Annotated in this window: 19 protein-coding genes; 2 read left to right on the plus strand and 17 right to left on the minus strand. The window is 43.0% G+C overall.

The window, feature by feature from the left end; genetic code table 11:
* Positions 1-2: 2 nt before the first annotated feature.
* Positions 3-653 (minus strand): redox-sensing transcriptional repressor Rex, encoded by a 651-nt coding sequence (locus ACYQ0C_RS18700; RefSeq protein ID WP_016278578.1) that lies wholly within the window; start codon positions 651-653, stop codon positions 3-5.
* Positions 654-770: 117 nt separating this feature from the next.
* On the opposite strand from ACYQ0C_RS18700, the gene ACYQ0C_RS18705 reads away from it, so the two are divergent.
* Positions 771-1,109, plus strand: coding sequence for a translation initiation factor (locus ACYQ0C_RS18705; RefSeq protein WP_016278579.1), 339 nt, complete (start codon positions 771-773; stop codon positions 1,107-1,109).
* 60 nt (positions 1,110-1,169) lie between these two features.
* Here the strand turns inward: ACYQ0C_RS18705 and tsf are convergent, their stop codons facing one another.
* From tsf to ACYQ0C_RS18785, 16 genes are all read right to left on the minus strand, one after another.
* Positions 1,170-2,159, minus strand: a complete 990-nt coding sequence (gene tsf / locus ACYQ0C_RS18710; RefSeq protein ID WP_016278580.1) for a translation elongation factor Ts — start codon at positions 2,157-2,159, stop codon at positions 1,170-1,172.
* Between the two features lie 132 nt (positions 2,160-2,291).
* A complete protein-coding gene (gene rpsB / locus ACYQ0C_RS18715) occupies positions 2,292-3,131 on the minus strand; it encodes a 30S ribosomal protein S2 (RefSeq protein WP_025077055.1) in 840 nt (279 codons plus the stop codon).
* A gap of 132 nt (positions 3,132-3,263) precedes the next feature.
* A complete protein-coding gene (gene rpsI / locus ACYQ0C_RS18720) occupies positions 3,264-3,650 on the minus strand; it encodes a 30S ribosomal protein S9 (protein WP_016278581.1) in 387 nt (128 codons plus the stop codon).
* A gap of 6 nt (positions 3,651-3,656) precedes the next feature.
* Positions 3,657-4,118 carry a 50S ribosomal protein L13 gene (rplM, locus tag ACYQ0C_RS18725; protein ID WP_016278582.1) on the minus strand — a complete coding sequence of 154 codons (462 nt, stop codon included), beginning with the start codon at positions 4,116-4,118 and terminating at the stop codon, positions 3,657-3,659.
* 300 nt (positions 4,119-4,418) lie between these two features.
* Positions 4,419-4,664, minus strand: coding sequence for a hypothetical protein (locus tag ACYQ0C_RS18730; RefSeq protein WP_016278583.1), 246 nt, complete (start codon positions 4,662-4,664; stop codon positions 4,419-4,421).
* On the minus strand, positions 4,654-5,229 hold the full coding sequence (locus ACYQ0C_RS18735) for an ATPase (protein WP_007842172.1): 576 nt from the start codon (positions 5,227-5,229) through the stop codon (positions 4,654-4,656). Before ACYQ0C_RS18735 ends, ACYQ0C_RS18730 begins: the two co-directional genes overlap by 11 nt.
* Positions 5,230-5,485: 256 nt before the next feature.
* On the minus strand, positions 5,486-5,866 hold the full coding sequence (locus ACYQ0C_RS18740) for a hypothetical protein (RefSeq protein WP_016278584.1): 381 nt from the start codon (positions 5,864-5,866) through the stop codon (positions 5,486-5,488).
* Between the two features lies 1 nt (position 5,867).
* On the minus strand, positions 5,868-10,874 hold the full coding sequence (locus tag ACYQ0C_RS18745) for an ATP-binding protein (RefSeq protein ID WP_016278585.1): 5,007 nt from the start codon (positions 10,872-10,874) through the stop codon (positions 5,868-5,870).
* Positions 10,822-12,594 carry an SLOG domain-containing protein gene (locus ACYQ0C_RS18750; protein ID WP_016278586.1) on the minus strand — a complete coding sequence of 591 codons (1,773 nt, stop codon included), beginning with the start codon at positions 12,592-12,594 and terminating at the stop codon, positions 10,822-10,824. The genes ACYQ0C_RS18745 and ACYQ0C_RS18750 overlap by 53 nt, the downstream gene beginning before the upstream one ends.
* 242 nt (positions 12,595-12,836) lie before the next feature.
* Positions 12,837-15,509 carry a PL29 family lyase N-terminal domain-containing protein gene (locus tag ACYQ0C_RS18755; RefSeq protein ID WP_016278587.1) on the minus strand — a complete coding sequence of 891 codons (2,673 nt, stop codon included), beginning with the start codon at positions 15,507-15,509 and terminating at the stop codon, positions 12,837-12,839.
* 77 nt (positions 15,510-15,586) lie between these two features.
* Positions 15,587-16,075, minus strand: a complete 489-nt coding sequence (locus tag ACYQ0C_RS18760) for a helix-turn-helix domain-containing protein (RefSeq protein WP_016278588.1) — start codon at positions 16,073-16,075, stop codon at positions 15,587-15,589.
* A gap of 756 nt (positions 16,076-16,831) precedes the next feature.
* Positions 16,832-17,326 (minus strand): DUF4488 domain-containing protein, encoded by a 495-nt coding sequence (locus tag ACYQ0C_RS18765; RefSeq protein WP_016278589.1) that lies wholly within the window; start codon positions 17,324-17,326, stop codon positions 16,832-16,834.
* A gap of 158 nt (positions 17,327-17,484) precedes the next feature.
* On the minus strand, positions 17,485-18,888 hold the full coding sequence (gene asnS, locus ACYQ0C_RS18770) for an asparagine--tRNA ligase (protein WP_016278590.1): 1,404 nt from the start codon (positions 18,886-18,888) through the stop codon (positions 17,485-17,487).
* Positions 18,889-18,910: 22 nt separating this feature from the next.
* Entirely contained in the window at positions 18,911-20,398 is a 1,488-nt protein-coding gene (locus ACYQ0C_RS18775; RefSeq protein ID WP_016278591.1) for a pseudouridine synthase, read from the minus strand.
* A gap of 73 nt (positions 20,399-20,471) precedes the next feature.
* The gene (gene purB, locus ACYQ0C_RS18780) at positions 20,472-21,818 is read right to left on the minus strand and encodes an adenylosuccinate lyase (RefSeq protein ID WP_016278592.1); all 1,347 of its coding nucleotides are present in this window, start codon (positions 21,816-21,818) and stop codon (positions 20,472-20,474) included.
* A gap of 93 nt (positions 21,819-21,911) precedes the next feature.
* The gene (locus ACYQ0C_RS18785; protein ID WP_025077051.1) at positions 21,912-23,261 is read right to left on the minus strand and encodes an MATE family efflux transporter; all 1,350 of its coding nucleotides are present in this window, start codon (positions 23,259-23,261) and stop codon (positions 21,912-21,914) included.
* A gap of 163 nt (positions 23,262-23,424) precedes the next feature.
* Here ACYQ0C_RS18785 and ACYQ0C_RS18790 point away from each other — a divergent pair, with 163 nt between their 5' ends.
* Entirely contained in the window at positions 23,425-24,918 is a 1,494-nt protein-coding gene (locus ACYQ0C_RS18790; protein ID WP_016278594.1) for a M28 family peptidase, read from the plus strand.
* The last annotated feature ends 71 nt before the right edge of the window (positions 24,919-24,989 follow it).

A 24,989-nucleotide genomic window follows, 5' to 3' on the forward strand; every position in this document is an offset into this window, starting at 1 on the left:
TATTATTCTTGAATTACATTTAATCTGTTAAACATTACAGCCAGATGGGCATAAAGCGATGTATTCTGCACCACAATATTTTCCGGCACACGAATACGAAACGGCGTAAAGTTCCATACCGCCTTAATGCCACCCGCTATCATCTTATCTGTTATCTCCTGTGCTATATTAATGGGGACTGTCAGCACCCCGATGTTCACATCACAGGACTTCATTTTTGTTTCAAATTCATCCGAATGATAAATAGGAATTCCATTTATTTCCTTTCCTACCAGTTCGGGATTAATATCAAACGCACCTACTATCTCCAATCCGAAATGATGCAGGCCCGAATCGCGCAACAAAGCGCCTCCCAGACTACCGACACCAAACAAGAAAGCTTTATGCATCTTGGTAAATCCCAGAAAACGCTCCAGCACCTCTATCAACGCATCAATCTCATACCCCACACGTGTACGGCCGGATATGTTTACATAAGAAAGATCTTTCGCTATCTGGGAAGCATCGACGTTGATTTGCCTGGATATTTGGGTAGAAGACACATACGTTTCTCCCTGCTCTTTCATCAGTTTCACATTCGAAAGATACCACGGAAGTCTGCGCAAAGTCGGCTCAGGCACTTTATCCGAGAATTTATGCATACGTATATCCATCTTTTTCTTTAGGTATTATCATTAGGTAATTTGCAAAAGTACACTTTTATTTGTTACATTGACGGGTAGAGTATAAAAAAAGTCTTATCTTTGAGTATTCATTTAAGCAAAATTCACATGAAAAATAACGATTGGAAAGAACGTTTGAATGTGGTTTATTCCACAAATCCTGATTTCAAGTACGAAAACGTTGAAGAGGAAGAGTCCGAAACATTAGATAAAAAACAACAAAAGCTCCGCGTCAATATAGAAAAGAAAGGGCGGGGTGGCAAGACTGTGACATTAATCAACGGATTCATCGGCACAGAAGACGCCCTGAAAGAATTGGGTAAATTGTTGAAAACCAAATGTGGGGTAGGCGGTTCAGTCAAAGACGGGGAAATCCTTATCCAAGGAGAGTTCAAGCAACGGGTCATCGAGTTGTTGAGAGCGGAAGGATATACCCAGACCAAATAAATCAGGAAAAAGAAAGGGACTGTTGTCACACAGTCCCTTCCTTCTATAATTGCGGAAATCTTATTCAGCACGCAAAGTGAAACGTTTGAAAGCAACGATCTGCAATTCAGGATCAGCTTCCTTCAACACTTCTCTTACAGTCTTCTTACCATCCATGATATCCTCCTGGTTCAGCAAGCAAACTTCCTTCAAGAACTTACCCAGACGACCTTTAGCAATGTTTTCAATCATCTGTTGTGGCAAGTTGGCAGCTTTTTCAGCAGAAACAGTAGCAATGATTTCTTTAGCCTTGGCAATATCTTCGTCAGTGATCCAGCCCTTAGCCTTGTTACTTTCCATGTGCTCTTCGCTATCCACATGTGCAGGGTTGATACCAGCCTTCTTCAAAGCAACTTCAACAGCCTTGTCTACTTGTTCTTTCTTAGTTTTGTCAATAGCAACCTGTATTTCAGCTTCTTTTACAGATTCAGGAACACCGGCTTCATCAATTGCAATAGGATTCATAGCGGCAATCTGCATGGCAACTCCGTGAGCGGCAGCTTCAGCTTCCTTATTCATAGCAACGATAGTACAAAGCTGGTTGTTTCCCTGGTGGTTATAAATAGAAGTATAAGCACCTTCAACCACGTTGTAACCATCCAATTCCATTTTCTCACCCGTGATACCGCTACGGTCTGTCACAGCATCTTGTACAGTACCGTTACCCATAGGCAACGCCTTTACTTCTTCCAGAGTCTTACATCTGTTGGCAACAGCAGCATCCAGGATAGCTTGAGTCAAAGCTACGAAATCAGCATTCTTAGCAACGAAGTCTGTTTCGCATTTCAAAGCGATGATAGCAGCGAATTCGCCATCTTTCTTTGCCAGCACACAACCTTCGGCAGCCTCACGATCAGAACGTTTTGCAGCGACAGCCTGTCCTTTTTTACGGATAATTTCCATTGCTTTATCGATATCGCCGTTTGCTTCAGTCAAAGCGTTCTTGCAATCCATCATACCAGCTCCACTAATCTTACGAAGCTTGGTTATCTCAGCCATAGTTACAGCCATAATATTCCTTATTTTTTTAATTGTTAGTAATATCTTTAAAACAGAATTGAGAATTGAAAATTGAGAATCGAGAATTAAAAGCATAACCTGCCCCTTTCCCAATTTTCAATTCTCAATTCTCAATTTATACTATTAAGCTTCTTCGTCTTCTTTCAAGAAGGCGGCAGCCTTAGCAGCATTGATAGCCTCTTCTTCGGCTTTATCCATACGAGCTTTGGTATTTTTCTTCTTACCAGCACCCTTAGGAGCATTTTCACCGGCAGTTTCCATATCTACTTTCTCAGCTTTTCTTTCTTCCAGACCTTCAGCGATAGCACCGCAGCAAGCGTCCAGAATTACTTCTACCGACTTAGTAGCGTCATCATTTGCAGGGATCACGAAATCCACGTTTGAAGGATCTGAGTTTGTATCAACGATAGCAAATACAGGAATACCCAGACGGTTAGCTTCACGAACTGCAATGTTTTCTTTCAACACGTCGATAACGAACAGTGCTGACGGCAGACGAGTCAGATCAGCGATAGAACCTAAGTTCTTTTCCAATTTAGCACGCTGACGAGAGATTTGCAGAACCTCTCTCTTGGAAAGGTTTGAATAAGTACCATCGTTGGTCAACTTATCGATAGTAGCCATTTTCTTCACAGCCTTACGGATAGTCGGGAAGTTAGTCAACATACCACCCGGCCAACGCTCGATTACATAAGGCATATTTACAGAAGCAGCTTTCTCAGCTACTACTTGTTTAGCTTGTTTCTTAGTAGCAACAAACAGGACTTTCTTACCTGATTTTGCGATTTGTTTCAGTGCGTCAGCAGCTTCATCTACTTTAGCAACTGTTTTATGGAGGTCAATGATATGGATACCATTGCGTTCCATGAAAATATAAGGAGCCATTGAAGGGTTCCACTTTCTTTTAAGGTGTCCGAAGTGGCAACCGGCTTCCAATAATGTATCGAAATTAGTTCTAGACATTTTGTTATTCTTTAAATCGTTTACTTTCTTTTTTGTTTATCTCAACCAACCATCGGGTAGTCTGCTACCAAGTAGAGTCCCGCTGGTTTAGATACTAAACGCTTCTTAACCAGTTCCAAGTAAAACCGGATATTAACGTTTACTGAACTGGAATCTACGACGTGCTTTCGGCTGACCCGGTTTCTTACGTTCTACAGAACGAGAGTCACGTGTCATGAAGCCTTCTGAACGAAGAGCTGTTTTGTCTTCAGGGTTGATTTTAACCAGGGCACGGGCGATAGCCAGACGCAAAGCCTGTGACTGACCTGTAAAACCACCACCACAAAGGTTTACTTTGATATCATATTTTTCAGCAGCCTCCAGCTTGTTCAAAGGCTGTTTTACTACATACTGAAGAATAGTTGATGGAAAGTACTGTGCAAGGTCTCTCTTGTTAATAGTAATCTTTCCTGTACCTTCGCTTACGAACACGCGTGCTATGGCGCGTTTACGTCTGCCTAATGCATTTACTACTTCCATTCTTTATTATTTAAGTGAGTTTATATCAATTGATTTCGGAGTCTGAGCTTCGTGTTTGTGTTCACTACCAGCGTAAACATACAGATTACCCAGCAACTGTGCTCCCAGACGATTTTTAGGAAGCATACCCTTTACTACTCTCTTCAACAGTTTTTCTTCACCGTTAGGTTTCTTCATCAACTGGGCAGGAGTCATCTCTCTCTGACCACCGGGATAACCTGTATAACGCAAGTAAACCTTGTCGTTCCACTTGTTTCCGGTAAATTTCACTTTGTCCGCGTTAATAATAATAACATTATCACCGCAGTCAGCATGAGGGGTAAAGTCTGGTTTGTACTTTCCTCTCAACAGTTTCGCAACTTTCGAACCGAGACGGCCTACGACCTGATCGGTTGCGTCGATAACAACCCATTCCTTATGAGCTGTCTCTTTGTTTGCAGAAATGGTCTTGTAACTTAAAGTATCCACTCTTAAATTCTTTTTTAAATGTTAACTACTAAAAAACAATTCTTCCCAGCGTCTCTAACCGTTCCCGGACAAAGAACTATTAACACGCTAAGAATTAATCTTTTATAAACTTTTGATAATAATCGGCTTGCAAAGGTACGGCTTTTCTTTGAACTGACAAACAAATTAAGATATTTTTTCCTCTTGCTTTTTGTATCCAGGAAGCGGACACAACCACATCCAAGCTTCGAATAACGGAGTAAAAAACATAGGGAAGAATCCCGGTTCTTCCCTATACATATACTGTTACTCATGCTCTATTCAACAATCCCATCCACTCTCCATCTCGGAGCAGGCACAAACGGCTACAGACGCGGTGTTGTTTTCACCAGACTGACGAAGCTTTAAAAGTTCGGTTGCCGACACCCGCACCACTTTTCCATCGGGACGGCCATAGCACAATGTACCTTCGCGTCGTGCAGTTTCCTCAATCAACCGCTGTTCCGCCAGTTCCAAACCATAACGCAACTTCGCACTTAATTCCTTATATTCTTCTTCAGTTGACATAACTTCTGATTTTAGTAAAAAGTTCTTGATTATAGATATGGGCTTCGTCTCCCAAGCGGAAAGCGTCCGCCACAATAACACGCGGTGTGCAGCTATTGTCCGCAAGCATCCAATAATCCACGCAAGGCATATAAATACGGAAAAAGTTTTCCAATCCCGAGCGATAGCGACGGCGGATAATGGGAGCAGGCACGTCATGTCCTCCGTTAGCGACACGTTGTTTCACTCGTTCTATAGCCAGTTCAGGCGAATTCAGCCAAAAATAAATGAGGCTGACGCTGTATCCTTGATTTTGCGCCTGCTGGATAAGGTTGATGTAAGAACGGGTGGACAAGGTGGTTTCAACGGAAAAGCTGACTCCGGCCGACAGTAGTTCTCCGATGCGTTTCAGCATCAGCCGTCCGGCTTCGATAGCTACGCTTGAGGGGTTAAAAGGAGAAAGCCCCTTAGCGATTTCGTCGGCATTGACAAACTCGCGGCACTCTAAAATTTCGGGTAATACTGTGTACGAAGCTGTGGTTTTACCGGCCCCGTTGCACCCCGCTATTATATAAAGCTTAGACATTAATCTCCTTTTCTATTTCTGTTATTGGCGACAAAGTTAACGATTATTTCCAATCTTTGTTCTCGAAAAGGCATAAAAGTGATGAAGAATAGCACATTTTTTGAAATTCTGTGCAAAGAATGGAGGATTAGGGGAGCTTTAGCTTTATCAAGAAAGCCATCCCGCTTAATCAATCATAAGCCATTTCCATAATAGGAATCACTTCTACCACAACTCCACTATCATGGGAAACAGTTCGTTCTTATCCATCTTATATTCATGTATTCCCTCCTTTGGCATCATGGAATTTACACCCTTTGCACATTTCATATTCTTCCAGCCTCTTTTCAAATTGAGCCATATCTCTCCGCACGGATAGCATAAAAGCCTCAAGAATCTTTTCCATCCTATCTATGTGGCGCTGCAATTTCTGCTCATATTCCAAAACTTCCCTCTTCTGAATACTCATAAATATGCCTTGAGCGCGTAAAAGAGTACGCATCTCATTCAACTCACTTTCTGTTATAATACCCGGCTTCCTCTTACCCGCTTCATTCAACGCCATTCTCTCTTCAGGCGAATCATTCTCCGGCAATGTGGAATTTACCAAATTCCGGATATCCTCCAATAATTTCTCTGCTTTCTCTTTGTCCATCATTTTATCTATTTTTTAAATATTCATCCGAATCATAAAGTGAAGCATACAAGGTTTGCCGCTTCAATTTGTCCAAGCGCCTGTGCACCCATTCTGTATTGATAAGAAACCTCTCTATGCTAAATGACAACTGACAGGTATCGTTATTCAAATCATCATCCAAGAAACATAAAGTGCGGATCATTTCCTTATAGGTTTTCCCCTCCGAGTGCATGCCTATAGCCTTTTCATAATATCGTATGATCATTTCTATCTGGTCTGTCCGTGTCAGACGATGAAACATATCCACACCTACCAAATGCAACACCTCGTCTTCCAACACCTCCGAAGGCTTCTTGCCGTCCTCCCGTTTCCAGTCTTTCATCGCTCCACGCAGACTGAGTACAAGCGTTCTAAATACAAACCCGCCATTGCCGGATTCCAACCCATATTTGCGTTTCAGCACTTGAAAGATTCCAGCATAAGCATGACCTTCCGAGGCCCGGTATCCTAAATGAACCCAATCAAAGATGACTGTCCACCGCCATAAATGTTCACCAACCTCACCCATAAATACATTCGTATAAAGCGTAGTGTTGCTCAGCGGACTCACGATCCCGATTATTTTTGTCAGGCAGAACAGTGAATCAGCAATCAGGAAATTGACCAGTTCTATCCGGTCCTGCTTTCCCGTTTCTTCATCATACAGTCCATTTATACTCACCTTTTCCCCTTCTGAGAAGAGAGATTCCATTTTCTCCATAAATCTGACGTATCCGGCACCTCCATGCTCCAAACGCACCAGTTTCATATCTAATAGCTGCTCCAAAACCGATTCATTCATCATCACCTTCATCCGCAAGTTCTGCACATCCTGCGTCAAAGTGGAGATATGTTTATAAGGCCCCATCAGATCACTTTCATACAACCGGTACCGAAGAGACTTGGCGTTGCTATCATCCACTGCCATTTGCAACATATAATATCCATACAGCAATTCCTCTATATCCGGTGATACGGAGAGCGTGCTCAGGTCTAAATCGTCATAAGCTTCCACTCCATACATTGATTTCAGTTTCTGAGATTCGGCCAGGTTTATATGATCATAATGTGCATACAAAGCCATAATCCCCCTATCCACAATATACTTTTTTATCCGTCCCAAATATTCCTTCACTATCTGTTTATACTGCACCGCACTATGAACCTTCAAATAAGCATTCAGCATTTCTATCAGATGCTTATACAAAGCATACGCCGTATGCCCGTCACCTGCCATGCCATAAAAAACAGAAGCTTCCCAAAACAGCATGATCGATTTTTCCAATTTATTAGGAGCATAAGTCCCTTTATACGACAGTTTTCCCTCATAATAAATCTCAAGTATACGGAAAAAATACTCCAAGAACCCTCTGTTTATCAGCTCATGCTCACCGCTACAACTCAGCATCACGCATCCCAGTCCTTTCAGTGTATCACCTATAAGACTATGTTGGGTTTCGCGCATATTTTTCAGCTGCGGTTCATTATTCAGCAGCAAGTCCGCTATAATGACCGCCTTTTTCTCTTTCCTCCTGTCTGCTGTCCAACTCCAGCCCATCATCCGTTCCAATTCAAAGTTCATGCTGTGATTATAATACTTGCAAGCATAGCAGGGTGTACGCAGTCCTTTTTCAAAAAACCGTTCACGGTGTATCACGCATTCCCTTACCTTTTCCAGTGGAATATAGTCATCAAAAGAGTAATCAATCACTTCGTTCCAGTCCACTTTCTCACAACACCGGGTGCCTATGCGCAGTTCTGTTTCATGCCTCAGGTAATACCTCAGCCCTTCTTTAGTGGTTATCGCCTTTTGCTGTTCATTTGCCGGCTCATCAAACCAGCTTTCCACTATTTTCCGATAGTGATGGTAAGCGTCCCCCTTTTCACAAGTTTCTCCCCGACTTTCCAGAAAGGGCTTACAGATAGTATCCTTCAGCCAGCCCAAATCATATCCCCAAAAGTAAAGTGCCTGAAACAAATTACCGCTTTTAGTGTTGGCCAGCCCGTTCTTGTAATACACAATATCCCCGAACTTATTATAGAAATCGGCCACAGCCATCACCTTTTCCGAATCATCCGTGGCTAGATGCAGGAAGAAGAACTCCGCTTCCGCCACTTCCAGATTATTAAATGTGATCCCCTCCATATTCATCTTCTCCAGCACCGACAACTTGGCTAGTATAGGCAGGTAGGCCATACGGATATCATCAAAAAAAGTCATGCGTCCTATCACGGAATTCTTCAGTGGAGTGAGCAAGCGTGCAAACTCCGTCTTCAGGTGGTCGCACTGAAAAGCAAAGCCTTTTTTCCGTTCCGATTCCCCAAATCCGGGAAACATCGCTTTGGCCTGTCCCGAATCCTCCTCCGCGTCAAAAAAGAGCAGGGCATCCTTGTCCGCCCAACGCGTCTTATCCAGTATCTGATAGTGAAGGCCAAAATTTTCCTCCTTCAGGAAACGGTAATCCACCATCCGCTGTACCAGCTCGCTATAGGCCAGATAAGCGGAATCCAGCGTTTTGCGTTTTTCATAGGTCAGCCCCAGTTTCAACATATTGCGCACCAGAAAAAGCATGGACGATACCCAATGCGCATCCTTGTCATAATCCGGATCCTTTACCTGCCTCGATAATAGCTGCAAGCCTATCTGGTATTCAAAGATAGCTTGCGAATAGTCTTCGTCCTCCTGGTAGAGGTCTCCCAAGATATGATGGATGCTGGCCATTGCATGAAGCTCACGGTTCTCTATCCGGTTTATATTCCTGGAGTAATATTCCAGCAGGTTAATATAATGTTTCCGTATAGAGCGCGACTCATCCTGGGAAAAATTGAACAAGGCCGACAAGTCCTCCGACTGTTTGGACATAAAGGAAATCTCTTCCGATATCCTCATCGGGAACTTGAACAGATACAGTCCGGACAAGATGCGGGTGAGATGCGTCTTGCGTAAAAAGGCAACGATCGTCCCGATAAAGTCACGCAGTTCCGGAGTCTTGTTTATCTCCAGCAATTCCGGGATATGCTCCAGATTGCGCCATGAAAAGCCCGTGTTATGATACTTATAGATATGGTTGATCATAAATGAGGTGGATACCAGCAACTTGTCCTCATACACTTTCGATTTGTTGATCATGACTTGTGTCACAGGATAGACCACATAATGCACAAAGCCTATCTTCTGCACATCCTTTGCCCCGAAAGACAGATAGCAACCGCATTTCTCCGGTGGCTCATCCAAAGAGATATGCTTCACCTCTTCCAGGTATTCCCGCGAACGGATGTATTTCTCAAAATAGATGGAAATCTTTTTCGGCGACCCGTTGCTGACATGCACCAGATAGATAACAAACTGATAAAGCATCCCCACATTTCTGCTCAACCGTTTCCGATGCACTTCTTTAAGTCCTTCCTCAACCGTCTTCTCTATTCTTTCCTTTTCGATTTCGAAGTATTTCTTCAGCGTCATTTTTCCACCCTTCGTGCCTTTCTTTGCCAGCAAATGCAGGCACACAAACTCTTCCGTCAGCGATGTGATGTCGCTTCTGGAGTCTACCGGTTTTAAAAAGCTATTTACATTTATTACCCCATTGAATATACTGCTCACCGAGAACTCCCGGTCGGACACATCCTTCAAATAGGCTTCATACAAGTCCCTACCGGCTATAAAGACAAATTTGGCATGTACAGTAGACATGAAGTATTTCATGTTTGCCAGTGTACGTAGCAATTCTTTCTGACGGCTGTGCGGACTGTTCTTTCCCTCAAAGCCACCGACCGACGGATTGAATTCCGGCAAGATATCTTTATCCTCTCCGGCAACGGGCGGATCTACTTTATCCAATTCATCCAGCACAATGATGAAACGGGGATTTTTTATAAGCAGCATCCTTTCCATAGCTGCAAAAATAGAAACCAGCTCCTGTTCCATCTCATGCACAGAAGGTACATGATACTGCTTGCGGCGAAACAAGTTAAAAGCGATATGCTGATTAATGGAAGTCAAGTCATCACTGACAGAAGCGATAGACCTTTCATGCAACTGGTAAATTCGGTGCAACAGGGCGGCAGCCGTCTGAAAAGGGAACAGTTCTGACAGCCCCAGCAAACATAAAATACGCTCAAACACGATCGAAATAAAAAGAAAGACCAAGATATAGCCCAGTGGCGCGGCAAAGCCTCCCAATCTGTCTGCCGTGGAGGAGAAGACCTCCAGCACCCATCTCATATACTCGTTTCTCGGTGTCAGTGCCGGCATACCGTCCAAGGCAAGAAAGAGGAGAAAGGCCACACTTAGCTTTATCAACAAGGACAGATTATGATATAGTTCATTGCGCCCATAGTCCCAAACATATTCATTGAATTTATCGTAGGTGTTCTTCACAATAAGGTGAAGTATCTCACGATTACCCAAGATCTCATTCCCCACATTGATCTTCACTATGATAAACGGTTGCCTGCCTTTGGGCTTATGCCCCTTTCCCCTCATCAACCGGATGATGTATGTGATGCCTGTCAACCAGGCAATTACGCCTCCTATATATAAGCAATAAAAATAGGGATTGCTGTTTTTCGTTAAAATCCAAGCGCTTACCATTATCGTGCATATATAAAAAAATATGAAAAGACAGTTCACCCTGATATCCCCTTCCGTGCCATTCAACTGATGCAATGCTTTGCCTACAAAGCTGGACTTTCCCATTCCCCGAAAACCAGTTATCAGATAAGCCCCGTTTACGGAACGCGGATCGGCCAGCCAATGCTTCAGTTTGTCCAAAACAGGCTCCCTACCTAGAAAATTCTCGTCTCCTTTTTCCTCAGACACCGTCTGATGATAGCCATGAAAGCCACATAGCGGAATCAGAATATGTTTCACATACGAAGAATGCTCATCCGCAATAGTCCGTTTCTTATTCCCACTCTCCTCCGGGCTTTTCTCTTTGCTAAAGAGCCTCAAGAAAAACTTTAAACAAGTTTTGATATTCAATGGTTTCATCCTCCAATTCTTCTTTTATTGCTATCGGACATTTGGTCATCTTTATATGCTTGTCATAGAGTTCCTTCGCAACGCCACCGGTAGAGGAAACTGGGAGACAGAAAGCATCCTTATACTTATCAATGAACTGCAACGCCACAGCCAGATCTCCGGCTGCTCCCCCAATGACCACACCTGCATCATAACTATCCACTTTCAACATTTCATCATAAATAAGTTTCCAAGCCCCGGCCTCATCATTCTTTTCACTCTGCTCGTTTATAGTAACAATACAATCTTTAAATATCCCGTCATAATCAGGATGCTTTCCAATAAAATAGCCGTGCTTATATATTTTAACGCAATCTTTGGGGGGCTGTCCTCTCCATTTCAAAATAGACCCGATTAGAAAAAGGACAGAGGGATGCACCGCCAAATGCACCATGACATCAGACGGAAGCATGGCAAAGAATGTACATATCGCATGACGCACCGCCAACAAATTGATTGTCTGGAAATAGCTTTGATCTTCCTCCTTCCAAGGTGAAGGGATAGATACCAACAAGAAGACATTTTTCTTTTTTTTAGGTTGCTGAACAGGAAAGAATTTACGCACATCCATCAGTTCTATAGGCGAATATCCATTCAATCGTTCTCTATACGTTTCGTCACAAGACTTCGTACACAAACTGTCATAAAGCAGATATATCTTTTCTTTTTCCTCGCCTTTGGGAACAAGTCTTTCTGCCCGGGCCGACAGGGCATCAAAGCATTCGGGATGCGTAGCGCCTATGGCGGGCACATAACACTGTGTTTTGTCATATTGATAAGAGGAAACCCAATATCCCGGATGTAGTTTCCAGTCTACAGTAGAAAGTTTTGTTATATATTTGCACAACGTTCCGGTCAGGTTACTTGTTTGCGCCGTCCTATTGTCTATCCGCAAGTATTCTACAATGTCGGCCAGTCTGGCAGCAATGCCAGTCTGGCTGCGATTCAGTACCGCCAGTTTATCCAGCCGTACCTGCTTGTTCAAAAGTCCATACGGAAGCACATTATCCCATTCCATCACTTCCACTACCCCCACTTGCAGTCTGGCAGCATAAGCCAGCCGTGCCTGCACCCAAGGATCTTTCAGGCTGTGGGAGGTATGAAAAAAGATCAAAATTTCCGAGTCGGCCAATCGGTCTGTGCAAGTTTCTTCAAAATTCCCATTTCCTTTGATCTGATAAGGTTCTTCAGCCACATCATAGTTGCGTAAGAGCAGTTCCCTGGAAAGCGCTTTCACTATTTTATCCGATGCCTCTTTCTCATAATTAACTAACACCTTCTTCTTATCCAATAGTCCAAACAAATCCAACACATAATCAGCCAATTTTAAATAACTATCCGAAGAAGAAGAAGAAGCGAGCGTAAAGTTATCCTCAGAAAATAATGGTGATGCTTGCTCCTCTTTCATTTTATCAGAAAATCTTGCCACAGTCACCATAGGGACGCCCTCAGATTGAAGATTTTTTATCACTCTCTCATCTTCATTTTCTACAATTCCCTTTATTTTAAAATAGATAGCCAGAGCAGGCATATTCCGCACTCGGCATTCAGGGGTAGGATAATCTATCAGTTTATCCATTTCCAGCCCCAGCCGGCTCATCCGATCAATTAACATGCCTTTAAAATCATTTAAATGCTGATCTGAATCACCCAATAAAATCAGTTGGTATCTGCTCGTTATCTGGCCCATCGTTTATTTTAAAATTATATTGTTTTTAGCATACTCCACTTTGCGTTTCCATCCGTAATACCCATCCACAGGACTTTAAGAAAAACGATTTTTACAAAGATATAAATAATTTTCCATAATAAGGCTATTAATTGAAGGATAAAAAAGAAAAAAGCAGGGAAAGAACCGCCCGTTGCCGGATGCGTTTTCTTTCCCTACTTGGAAGAGTTAATTATATCTTTTATTTGACTACGACATTATAATTATTTGTTCACAATAACCTTAACATCAATAGACGCATCCTTAACATAACCCCATACGTCAGTTACCGTAACCTTAACAGGGGCAACAGTAGTCTGTGCAATATTCATAGGTTCTACCGGAACGTAACTTGCAGCCTTAGCTGTTGCAGCAACGCGTGTACCAACCTTGAATACATTTTCATTTTCAGACTTGAATGCTACATCTTTAATATATACACTGGCGAATGCGCTGGCATTTGAAATCCATTCAGGGAAGATGTGGTAAGCAACTGTATTATAAGTTGTTGCTTTAAAGTCACTTTCCACTAACTTAGCTTTAGAAAGATCAGTAGCTTCAACTTCGATAGCAGAACCTGTTGCAGAATCAACAGTACCTCTTTCTATCGGACTCATAACCTGGATGCTAAATGCAGCAGCTTCACGTTCTTCTTTAGTATAAGTGTATTTACCCAAATAAGAAGCAGCAGTGATATCAATGTTGATAGCCTTGTTGTATGCCTTCTCATTGTTAGTTAACTCAATTTGAACACCAGCAGCATTAGCATTATTCAACTTAGCCAATGTTGATACTTTATCATTACCAAACTTCTGATCAGCATTAATTGCAAATGTGATAGTAGTTCCATCCTTAAATGCATCAGCAAAGTTCTTGAATGCATATTTGAATGAATAAGTAGATGCTTTAATGCCCTTATCATTTTCTGTTGCAGCCTCTGCATCCTCGCTGTTCATATATGCCTTAGCAAGAGTAGTACCGGTAAATACAGCTTCTTCTTTTACCAACAGGCTAGCCAAAGAAGGAATAGAAATAGTGAACGGAGCTTTTACAGTATTCAACTTGTTACCTGTTGTATTGGCCTCATCATAGAATTCAATCAAAGCATAATAGTTCTTTGTATGGTCTAAGACTGTAGCGCCATCAATGCTAACTTTAACTTTAGTGATGTCTTTCAATTCCTTTTTATCAAATGTTACAGTCACTCCTGATATACTTGTATCTTCTGTTTCTGTTCCTGATTTAACTCGGTAAACAGTAACCTTGTGAGATTCAACATCAGACTTCCACAATGCGGTGTTATTCGTACCAAGATCAGTAAACATAGGAGCCAATGAAGCTTCAAAATTGTTCTTAGTTTGATCTTTCACAATTGCAATATTATTAGAAGCCAACTCTGTAATACCAGCGTATGCTTTAGCAGGCTGAACACTCAAAGTAGTTGTTTTCGCCTTACCCTCTAATGTTACATAATGAACATCTACCGAGATTGAAGGAACAGTAATTTGGTCAGCAAGTTTTGTAACTTTAAAGCTAATTCCATCAGTATATTCTATACCCCAACGAATCACATCTGCTTCATTAAAATGTAAATGAGCATCATATACATTTTCAATATTATCAAATGTTACAGTATTAGTCTCACCCAATTCAACAGGAGCCGAACCATCGGTAGTTTCATTGATTCCAATGGCATTCGCATCCAAATTAAGGTTTTGATTATAAGCAAATGCTAAATTATAATTAGTAGCAAAGCCATCTTTTTCTTGCAAAGCAAAAACAATTGCTTGATCATATGAAGAAGCATCTTCAAAATTTCTCGTAACAGTAAACTGTGCTTTATAGGCATCCGCATCTTTGTATGTCATTCCTTCCTTAGCTGATACAGGAATAGCCCATAGACCATTACCAGAAACAGCAGCCCTAGACAGCAAGCCATTGTATGCTTCAGGAGTACCTAAAACGAAAGGCGCTTCCGTCATCTTTGAATTAATCAATTTAAACGACAGTTGACTTGCATCTAATGAAGCAGGAGCAACGCGAACCAACAAATTGCTCCCCCATGAATTTACTGAAGATAATGCTTGACCTTTAATTATTTTCTTCACGCCTGCTTCTTTATTCCAAGCTTTCATAGCGTCAGCGTTAAGAATTGCATCGTCCACTAGCGTAAAGTTATAAATGAAATTGCTATATGTTGTATTCGCAACTACATCAACATTCATAGGAACCCACTTTCCATCTTCATAAGAGTCAAGAGTATAAAGATATCCCAAAACTTCTATTTCAGTGATAACAGTCGGAGATTTCGGCAATTTCACAGTAGTATAAGAAGTACCGGCCTTGTCAGCGGCTACATTCAATGTATAGTAGTTACCTTCATCTACTACATAAGCGCTTGCACCTTTGGCTGAAACACCTGTATCAGTACCTACATACTCTTGTTTATCAGCATCCCATGCATAAACTACCCAGTTTCCAGTAGTAGCATCGATAGAAGGTGATTTTGCACTGACACCGTTAGTAGAATTACCATCTTTGCCCTGTGCGCAAATACCGGTATCTTCGCCATCGATAATCCAGTTTTTAGTAGTAGGATCGATAGAGATTTCTACAGCGTCACCTTTATCACCCTTGTCACCTTTGATAGTTTCAATGGTACTTGTAGAATTGTCATTCCAAGTAATAGTAATACCATCACCGGCTTTTGTTATGTTGGTAACATACTTACCAGCATCTACTTTGGTTTGCAAAGCATCCAATTTAGACTTCAAATCGTTCAACGTATTGTCGATACGATCGATGTCTTCGTCATAGTCTTTACAAGACACAAATGTTCCCGTTGACGAAACCATTAAGGCTCCGAACAGGATTGCACTTAAAAACTTTTTGTTCATAATAGAAAAACTTTAAATTTATAAATTTAAAAAACTAAAATTGGTTATACATATTGAGCTTATTATTAACAGCTTGCCTAATTGGTTATCGGTATTCGCTGCCTCCTCCTTTCTCTTGACTGGTACGATAAAGGCGATACCCCCACAACACGACTGAAAGCCGAATAGAAAGCACTCTTCGACGCAAAACCACAACTACCGGGAAGTTCATTCAATGCACAACGGTCGGAACGAAGAAGCTCCTTGGCATATTCCACACGGTAACCATTCACAAGCTCCTTCAGATTGCACCCAAAGTACTTGTTCACTACATTACTCAGGTAAGTCTGGTTTGTCTCAAGCAGGTCGCTCAGCTTTTTCAAGGAAAGCGAGGTATCCAGAAATACCTGACGTATCTCAAGCTGGTACAATATACCTTTATATATATGGCAGTCCACCTTACGAGCGTCCGCTTCCTTTCCGGCAAACTCTTCCTTCCATTGCCGCTCGGCAGCCTTGAAAAGCAAAGTCCGTTGCCGCTCGGAAATGGCAGTCGTTTTTTTACGTCGTAGAAATAGATATTCCATCTGCTTTATGTTGTTTTCATTTAATTTCACAGCTTCAAGAACCAAGGTTGTCCCATATATAAAAAGGTCTTAAAAGCTACTTTTTTGTAGATCTCTTACTAAGAGATCTATATACACCCATTAACACGCATTATATCAATGAATTACGTTATATTCTAACAGATAGAAAAAGAAGATCAAAGAGATTCGGAAACTGATTTTTTATATAAATTCCTATTTTTTTTGCCAAAAATGTATTAGTTCTCAAAACTTTGCTTATTTTTGCACAGAAAATGTATATCTCTTAGTAAGAGATACATTAATAATCCGCTAACATTCTTCATTAAGCAGCTAGTTTTCAAGCAATTAAGCACAAGAAAAGTTTTTACCCTGTTCATACGATGGCATTTTGTGCGTTTACAACATTCCAAAACCAGACTTTCAGAAATATATCATTCAATTGGTGCCGGAAGACCCGTTCAATCTCTGAAGAAGAATATTCGGGTAAGAAATGCCCTGGTATGACTTTTGATAAAAGTTATGTAGAAAAGTAAGTTAAGTTCGTGGAGTAAGTAAGATAAGTAACTTGGCAAAGTAAGTTAAGTTCGTGGGGCAAGTAACATAAGTAACTTTTCCAAGTAACTTAAGTTACATAAAAAAGCGTACCGGCTTCGCCCGGCAAGCATTATGTATAAAATAAATCCGGGCTGCACTTTCAACGAATGAAAGCGCAGCCCGAACAGTGACTATCTTTTGTTTATAAACAAATATTCAAGCCTATCTGACCAGATCCTTTGGATAAACAGGAGGCATTTTCACCCGTTTCCAAGTTTCATAATACCAGGAATTAATCTCATTTCCGTCCTTATCCGTTTTCACAAAAAACTTCAGCACCATGACATCGCCCCCCTTCATCTCAAATTCCAGAATATTATCCACACCTACCAATTGCGGAAGATGCAGGTTTTTCTCCACATGCTCCGTATAAGCGTTAGGCGCTGTCTGCCGGTAAGTACCGGAACCAATGATAATAGCCCCATGATTGGGAATCATGGTCATATTGGTAAACTTGCCGTCATCCGACAAGATCTTAAAAGAATTACTTGGTTTCAACTCACCCGGAACCTGAGGAGTTCCTGATACATAAAAACACATCTGCCAGATACCTTTCAGGTTGACAGGGGCAGCGTCCGATTTTTCCTGTCCCACTACACGCGAAGTACCGATAAGCAAAAATGCTATCATCAGTAGGAATAAATTTTTCCGTTTCATAGTTGTATATATTTAGTTAACAATTTGCGTAATGTGGATATACAAAATTAGAAAAATTTTTCAAACTTCCTGCTTTTTTAATAACTTTTTTACAGGTAAATGCAAAAAAAATCCTGCTCTATGTTATAGGGCAGGATTTCTTGAATTATTTCCAGCAATTAGAATTCAGCATTGCGCGGAGTACGTGGGAAAGGTATCACATCGCGAATGTTGGTCATACCGGTAACGAACAGCAACAGACGTTCAAAACCAAGTCCGAAACCGGAGTGAGGACATGAACCGAACTTACGGGTATCCAGATACCACCACATATCTTTCATCGGAATTTCCAATTCCTGAATACGGGTCATCAGTTTGTCATAATCCGCCTCACGTTCAGAACCACCGATAATCTCACCAATCTTCGGGAACAATACATCCATGGCACGGACAGTCTTGCCATCCTCATTCTGCTTCATATAGAATGCCTTGATTTCCTTCGGATAATCTGTCAGGATGACAGGACGTTTGAAATGATCTTCCACCAAATAACGTTCGTGTTCAGAAGCCAAATCCACTCCCCAATATACCGGGAACTCAAACTTATGACCTTTTGCTACAGCCTCTTCCAGTATCTTGATACCTTCCGTATAAGGCAGACGGACAAAATCTTCTTTCAGCACGCCTTGCAAACGCTCTATCAATCCCTTGTCGAACATGTCGTTCAGGAATTTCACGTCATCATAGCAGTTGTCAAGCGCCCACCGCACACAGTATTTGATGAAGTCTTCGGCCAAATCCATATTATCAGTAATATCATTGAAAGCAACCTCAGGCTCAATCATCCAGAACTCGGCCAAGTGACGCGGCGTATTGGAGTTTTCGGCACGGAATGTAGGACCAAAGGTATAAATAGCCCCCAAGGCAGTAGCCGCCAGTTCACCTTCCAACTGTCCGGATACCGTCAGACTGGCTTGTTTGCCAAAGAAATCATCCTCATAAATAATCGCTCCGTTTTCATCTTTCTTCAAATCATAGAGGTTCTTGGTAGTAACCTGGAACATCTGTCCCGCACCTTCACAATCGGATGCCGTGATAATAGGTGTATGGAAATAGAAGAATCCCCGTTCATGGAAGAACTTATGGATAGCGATAGCCATGTTATGGCGGATACGGAACACAGCGCCGAATGTATTGGTACGGGGACGCAAGTGAGCGATCTCACGAAGGAATTCCATCGTGTGACCTTTCTTCTGCAACGGATAAGTGTTATCGCAAGTACCCAGCACCTCAATTTCGCGCGCCTGAATTTCGGCAGCCTGACCAGAGCCAATGGATTCGGTCAGCTCACCGTTCACACTGATACATGCACCGGTGGTGATCTGCTTCAGCATTTCTTCGTCGAAGTTTGCCAAATCAACCACAATCTGCACATTATTTATTGTAGAACCGTCATTCAGGGCGATAAAGTTTACCTGTTTGCTACCACGGCGGGTGCGAACCCAACCTTTTACATTGACCATCGCACCAAAGTCACGGCGCTTCAGCAGGTCAACAATCTTTGTTCTACTAATTTTTTCCATTGTTTTGTCTCTTTATTATTTATTATTCAAATGAGCCCATGCGGAGCATGTTCACTTCTTGTTCTGTCAGGTAACGCCAGTCACCGCGGCGCAGACCTTTTTTAGTCAGACCGGCAAAATAAACACGGTCCAGCTTGATCACCTTATATCCCAAGGATTCAAAGATACGACGCACAATACGGTTCTTTCCGGAATGGATTTCAATACCGACTTGTGACTTGTCTGTTTCTGACGCATAGCTGATGGCATCTGCATGGATTTCTCCATCATCCAATGTCACACCTGCTGCTATCTGATCGAGATCCGCCTTGGTTACATTCTTATCACAATATACATGATAAATCTTCTTCTTCAAGTATTTAGGATGAGTCAGCTTGGAAGCCAAATCACCATCGTTAGTCAGCAGCAATACACCAGTCGTGTTACGGTCCAGACGGCCCACAGGATAAATACGCTCCTTGCAAGCACCTTTCACAAAGTCCATGACCGTCTTACGTTCCTGAGGATCGTCGGAAGTTGTCACACAATCCTTCGGCTTGTTCAACAAAATATAAGTCTTGCGCTCAATGCTTACCGGTTCGTCATGGAACTTCACTTCATCAGTGCGCTTGATCTTAGTACCCAGTTCGGTCACCACTTCACCATTCACACTGACCACACCTGCTGTGATAAATTCATCAGCCTCACGACGGGAACATATACCGGCATTAGCCAGGAACTTGTTCAGACGGATCGGCTCGTTCGGATCTGTCAATATATCTTTGTATTCAATCTGCTTCTTCAGACTATATTTCGCATTCGGATTATAATCAGCCGTACGGGTACGGTAAGGACGATTGTATCCACCGCCTTGATTGTAACCGCCACCTTGGTTATAGCCACCGGTACGAGGACGATAAGGACGGTCGCCACCCTGATTGTAACCTCCGGTACGGGGACGCGGTGAGTAAGAACGCTGATCGCCCCCTTCACCACTGTTGAAACGGGGACGCGGAGAATAAGGACGCTGATCGCCGCCTTCACGATTGTAACCTCCGGTACGGGGACGCGGAGTGTAAGAACGCTGATCGCCGCCTTCGCGGTTATAATTCGTGCGGGGACGATACTGACGCTCACCACCTTCCTCACCATTAGGATTAAAGCGGGGACGCGGAGTATAGGAACGCTGATCGCCGCCTTCACGGTTATAATTCGTGCGGGGACGATACTGGCGCTCACCACCTTCCTCACCGTTAGGGTTAAAGCGGGGGCGTTGCGGACGGTCACCGTTATTGTTATAGCGATTATAGGAAGGACGGTCACCGTTGTTATAAGAAGAACGGTAGGGACGGTCTCCACCTTCGCGGTTATAGCTGTTCATACGGGGGCGGTAGGGACGCTGTTCGCCGTCGTTATTGTATCTGTTGTAATTACTGTCTCTGTTATAAGACTTATAACCACCATCACGGCTTACATTCTGGTTTTCCTCATTTGCAGCGCCTTCTTGTCTGCTTTCATTTTCTGTACTCATGGTTTCCTTCAATTTTTTAATTAATGTATAACGCCCTCTCGGGCTTTTGGATTAAAATCTAACTAACTATTTTTTAAATACCTGTATAGTTATGCGGTGTAATCACCCGCAATTCTTTTTTAATGTCTTCGCTTACATTCAATGTCTCAATGAATTCTTTAATGGATTCTTCTGTGATGGCCTGGTTTGTACGGGTCAAAGCTTTCAACGCCTCATACGGATGCGGATAGGCCTCACGGCGCAGAATAGTCTGGACAGCTTCCGCCACCACACTCCAGCAATTATCCAGGTCGGCATAGATTGCTTTTTCATTCAGCAACAGTTTGCGCAGACCCTTCAGAGAACTCTGGACAGCAATGACTATGTGGCCGAAAGGTACACCGACATTACGCAACACAGTAGAATCAGTCAAGTCACGTTGCAAGCGGGAGACAGGCAACTTAGAGGAAAGGTGTTCCAGAATGGCGTTTGCCATCCCCAGATTACCCTCGGCATTTTCAAAGTCAATAGGGTTCACTTTGTGCGGCATGGCACTGGAACCTACTTCGCCCGCTTTAATCTTCTGCTTGAAGTATTCCATAGAGATATACTGCCAGAAGTCGCGGTTCATGTCAATCATGATGGTATTGATGCGCTTCATGGCATCAAAGATGGCTCCCAGATTGTCATAGTTAGAAATCTGAGTAGTGTATTCCTCACGTTCCAACCCTAATTTTTCAGCTACGAACTTATTGCCGAATGTTTTCCAGTCATACTCGGGATAAGCTACATGATGCGCATTGTAGTTACCCGTCGCACCACCGAATTTGGCCGTGATAGGACAAGCCTTCAATGCAGCCAGCTGACGGTTCAGACGATAAACGAAAACCATGATTTCTTTACCCAGACGAGTCGGAGAGGCAGGCTGCCCGTGAGTTTTTGCCAGCATCGGGATGTTTGCCCATTCCTCAGCGTATGTAGTCAGCTGGGCAATCAGTTCTTCTATTTGCGGATAATACACTTGCTCCAATGCTTCCTTGATGGACAGAGGAACGGAGGTATTGTTTATATCCTGTGATGTCAGTCCGAAATGAATGAATTCCTTGTATTCCTCCATTCCGCCCAACTTATCGAATTCTTCTTTGATGAAATATTCTACAGCCTTCACATCGTGGTTTGTCACACTTTCTATCTCTTTGATACGCTGTGCATCAGCCTCTGTAAAGTTTTTATAAATAGCGCGCAACGCATCAAAACGTGCCTGATCAAAACTTTTCAGCTGTGGCAACGGTAGTTCACACAGGGTGATAAAGTATTCAATTTCTACCTGCACACGGTACTTGATGAGTGCAAATTCAGAAAAATAAGAGGCCAAAGCTCCCGCTTTTCCTCTGTATCGACCGTCAATAGGCGATATTGCCGTGAGTAAATCGAGCTCCATATTATATTCTTTGATAATTATCAGACTGCAAAATTAATTCTTTTTCTTGAGTTTAACAGTCTGAAGACGCATAAAGTTTGCGAAAATAAAGATTTATTTCACAAATCCCTTTTTTGCCCATTTCAAACTGTTCCAACGCTTCACAAAGATAATGCCGCGCAGATTTTCATCCAGCACGAATGCGCACCACATACCAGCCAGCCCCCACCCCCAATGGATGCCGAACAGATAGCCACAACCTACGGCCACCCCCCACTGGACGACAAGTCCCACATAAAACGGATAGTTCACATCACCCGTTGCGCGCAAAGCATTCGTAGCGTAAATATTAATCGCCCGGCCCACTTCCAAAATCACATCAATAAACAGGATGATAGTACCCAAACGGACAATCTCCGGATTGTCTGTCAACCAGCCGAACAAGGTATACCCCATCAAAGCCCAGATACAAGACAGGACAAGAGAGACCAGAATGGAGATACGCATCACATATTTGCCCAGCAGATAGGCTGCACGAATTTTCTTCTCGCCTACCAGATGTCCGATGCAGATGGCTCCCCCCTGCGCCATGGCGATGGCAAACAGATAGACGAACATCACTATATTCACCACGTATGTACGGGTAGTCAGCGCTTCATTCCCTAACATATTAATAAAATAGGTCAAGACTACCTGAGAGAAACTATAGGACATATTCTCTCCAGCCGAAGGGATCCCGATTTTCAACAGGTTTTTCAACTCGACAAACGGGAAAGGATGAAAATAGGACAACGGGAACTTGGGAATATGTTTCCGGAAAAGAATCACAAAAAGGATCACCATAGACACTCCCCGGGCAAATGCCGTAGAAATGGCCGCACCTTCCACCCCCAAAGCCGGCATACCGAACTTACCGAATATCAGCGAATAGTTGCCGATGATATTCAGAATATTCACAACCACCGTCACCATCATGGGATAAACTGCTTTGTCGGCACTTCGCAAAGAAGCGGAAATAGTCAAAGATATGGCCTGAAAGAAAGCGAACGCTCCTACTATTTCCATGTAACTCACTCCATATTCCATCAATTCGGGACGAAGCCCCATCATGGTCAGCAGAAAAGCGGCCCCGTAATGCAGAACAGCACTGACAAGCAGGCCGAACACTAAATTAAGCAGTAACGACACCCCTACTACTTGCACCATATTTTTCCGCATCTTCGCCCCCAGGTATTGGGAACAAAGCACGGAAGTTCCTATATTAATCACCTCAAATATCAGGAAAGCGAACATAACAAGCTGGTTGACTACCCCCACGGCGGCCACGCTATTGTCTGAATACTGACTCAGCATCACGGTATCCACCGCCCCCAGCATCATGATCAGTAATGTCTCTATGAAAATAGGAACCGCCAGCCTGGTCAGGTTCTTTCGCACACTCCTCGGTTCTTGAATTACGTCCACTTGTCTTCTTTTGATTTTCGGGGTGCAAAGGTACGTACTTTTCACGATGTAACGGTTTGATTTATATCAAGAAATACAAAGTTGAGATTTTTATAAAAAGATAAACAGGAGTCTGGTGTTTTCTTTTTATCTTTAGAACCGAATCTTAAATCAACAGAACAACATGAAAAAAGGAATCCTTTTGTTATCTGCACTTCTTGCATGGGGCTCCCTGTCTTCACCCGCCCAAAGAAGAACGGCCAACATGACCGGCGAAGAAATGTACCTGGATGCCATGCATCGTAACATCACCACCGAAAAAATTTTCGGTTATGTAAAGCAACTCTCAGACCCGGCTCTGGAGGGACGGCTCGCCGGTTCGTCCGGAATGGCCAAAGCCGTAGACATTGTAAAAGGATATTTTAAACAGTGGGGGCTGCTCCCCGGTGGTGAGAATGGTTCCTACATACAGCAATTCCCCCACCCTTGTGTGGAGATACAACCGGGAAGCACCATGGACATCTTGTTCCCTGTCACCCAGAACAAGAAAGAAACGGTATGGATTTCCAAAGCATATCCTTGGGCGGACGGCTGGTTTGCCGGAGGAATGACGAGCGACGGGGAAGTGACAGCCGATGTGGTATATGCCGGATTCGGCGTCACAGCGCCCGAGTTGGGATATGATGATTATAAAGGTATAGACGTAAAAGGCAAAATTGTACTGATAGAGGGAGAAACTCCTAATGTAAGCCGTAATCCCGATTCACTGGCCATGTGGTACAAACATACCTTGCACCAGACCAAGCTGAACAATGCTGCTGCCCATGGTGCGGCAGGCTTGTTATATAAATGGGTTCCCGGACCGAATGCCCCCTATAATCCGGGATTTGTCTATTGCCATGTCACAGACACGGTGGTCAATGACATTTTCAGGGGAACTGGAAAAACGTATAAAGAAACGGTCAGGCAAATTTATAAGACTCAGAAGCCTGCCTCTTTCCATACCGGAAAGAAAGCCCACATCAAAATGAATGCTACCTATCATCCCGATGCTACAGGGAAAAATATTTTCGGGGTGATCAAAGGCAGCGACCCTATATTATGTAATGAATATGTAATCATCTCCGCCCATCTGGACCATCTGGGAATGATTCCTTTCCTGATTGAAGGAGCAAATGACAACAATTCTTCTTCCGCTGCCATGCTGGGAGTCGCCGAAGCACTGGCCAAATCAAAAATAAAGCCGAAACGCAGCATCATCTTCATGAGTGTGGACGGTGAGGAAGCCGGACTTACCGGCAGCACTTATTATACGAATCATCCGCTTGTGCCAAAGGATAAAGTGGTGGCAATCCTGAATCTGGAGCAAGTGGGTGTAGGCAGGATGCTAGGAGCGAATTACCACCATGAATACCCCGAGCTGGCCGAACTGTCAAAAAAAGCCAATGACAAGTATGTGCATCGACGTCTGTTCACGAATGAGACTCATTTCCTGACCCGCCCTCGTACAGACGGTGCTGTCTTTATGAAAGCCGGTTATCCATGCATGGATTTATGGGCATTAGGAGGCGGTTATTACCATCATCCTAAAGATAATACCCGGTCTATCAATCCCGATATCCTCCGGGCAGCGACCGAATGGTTATACTGGACTGCTATTTTTATAGCAGACAAGTAACCGGATATAATAAATCCCGGCAAGTCATCGCTCTGCCGGGATTTCCTTATTCAACCGATGTCATGTCTGCA

The sequence above is a fragment of the Phocaeicola sartorii JCM 17136 = DSM 21941 genome, assembly GCF_054653615.1.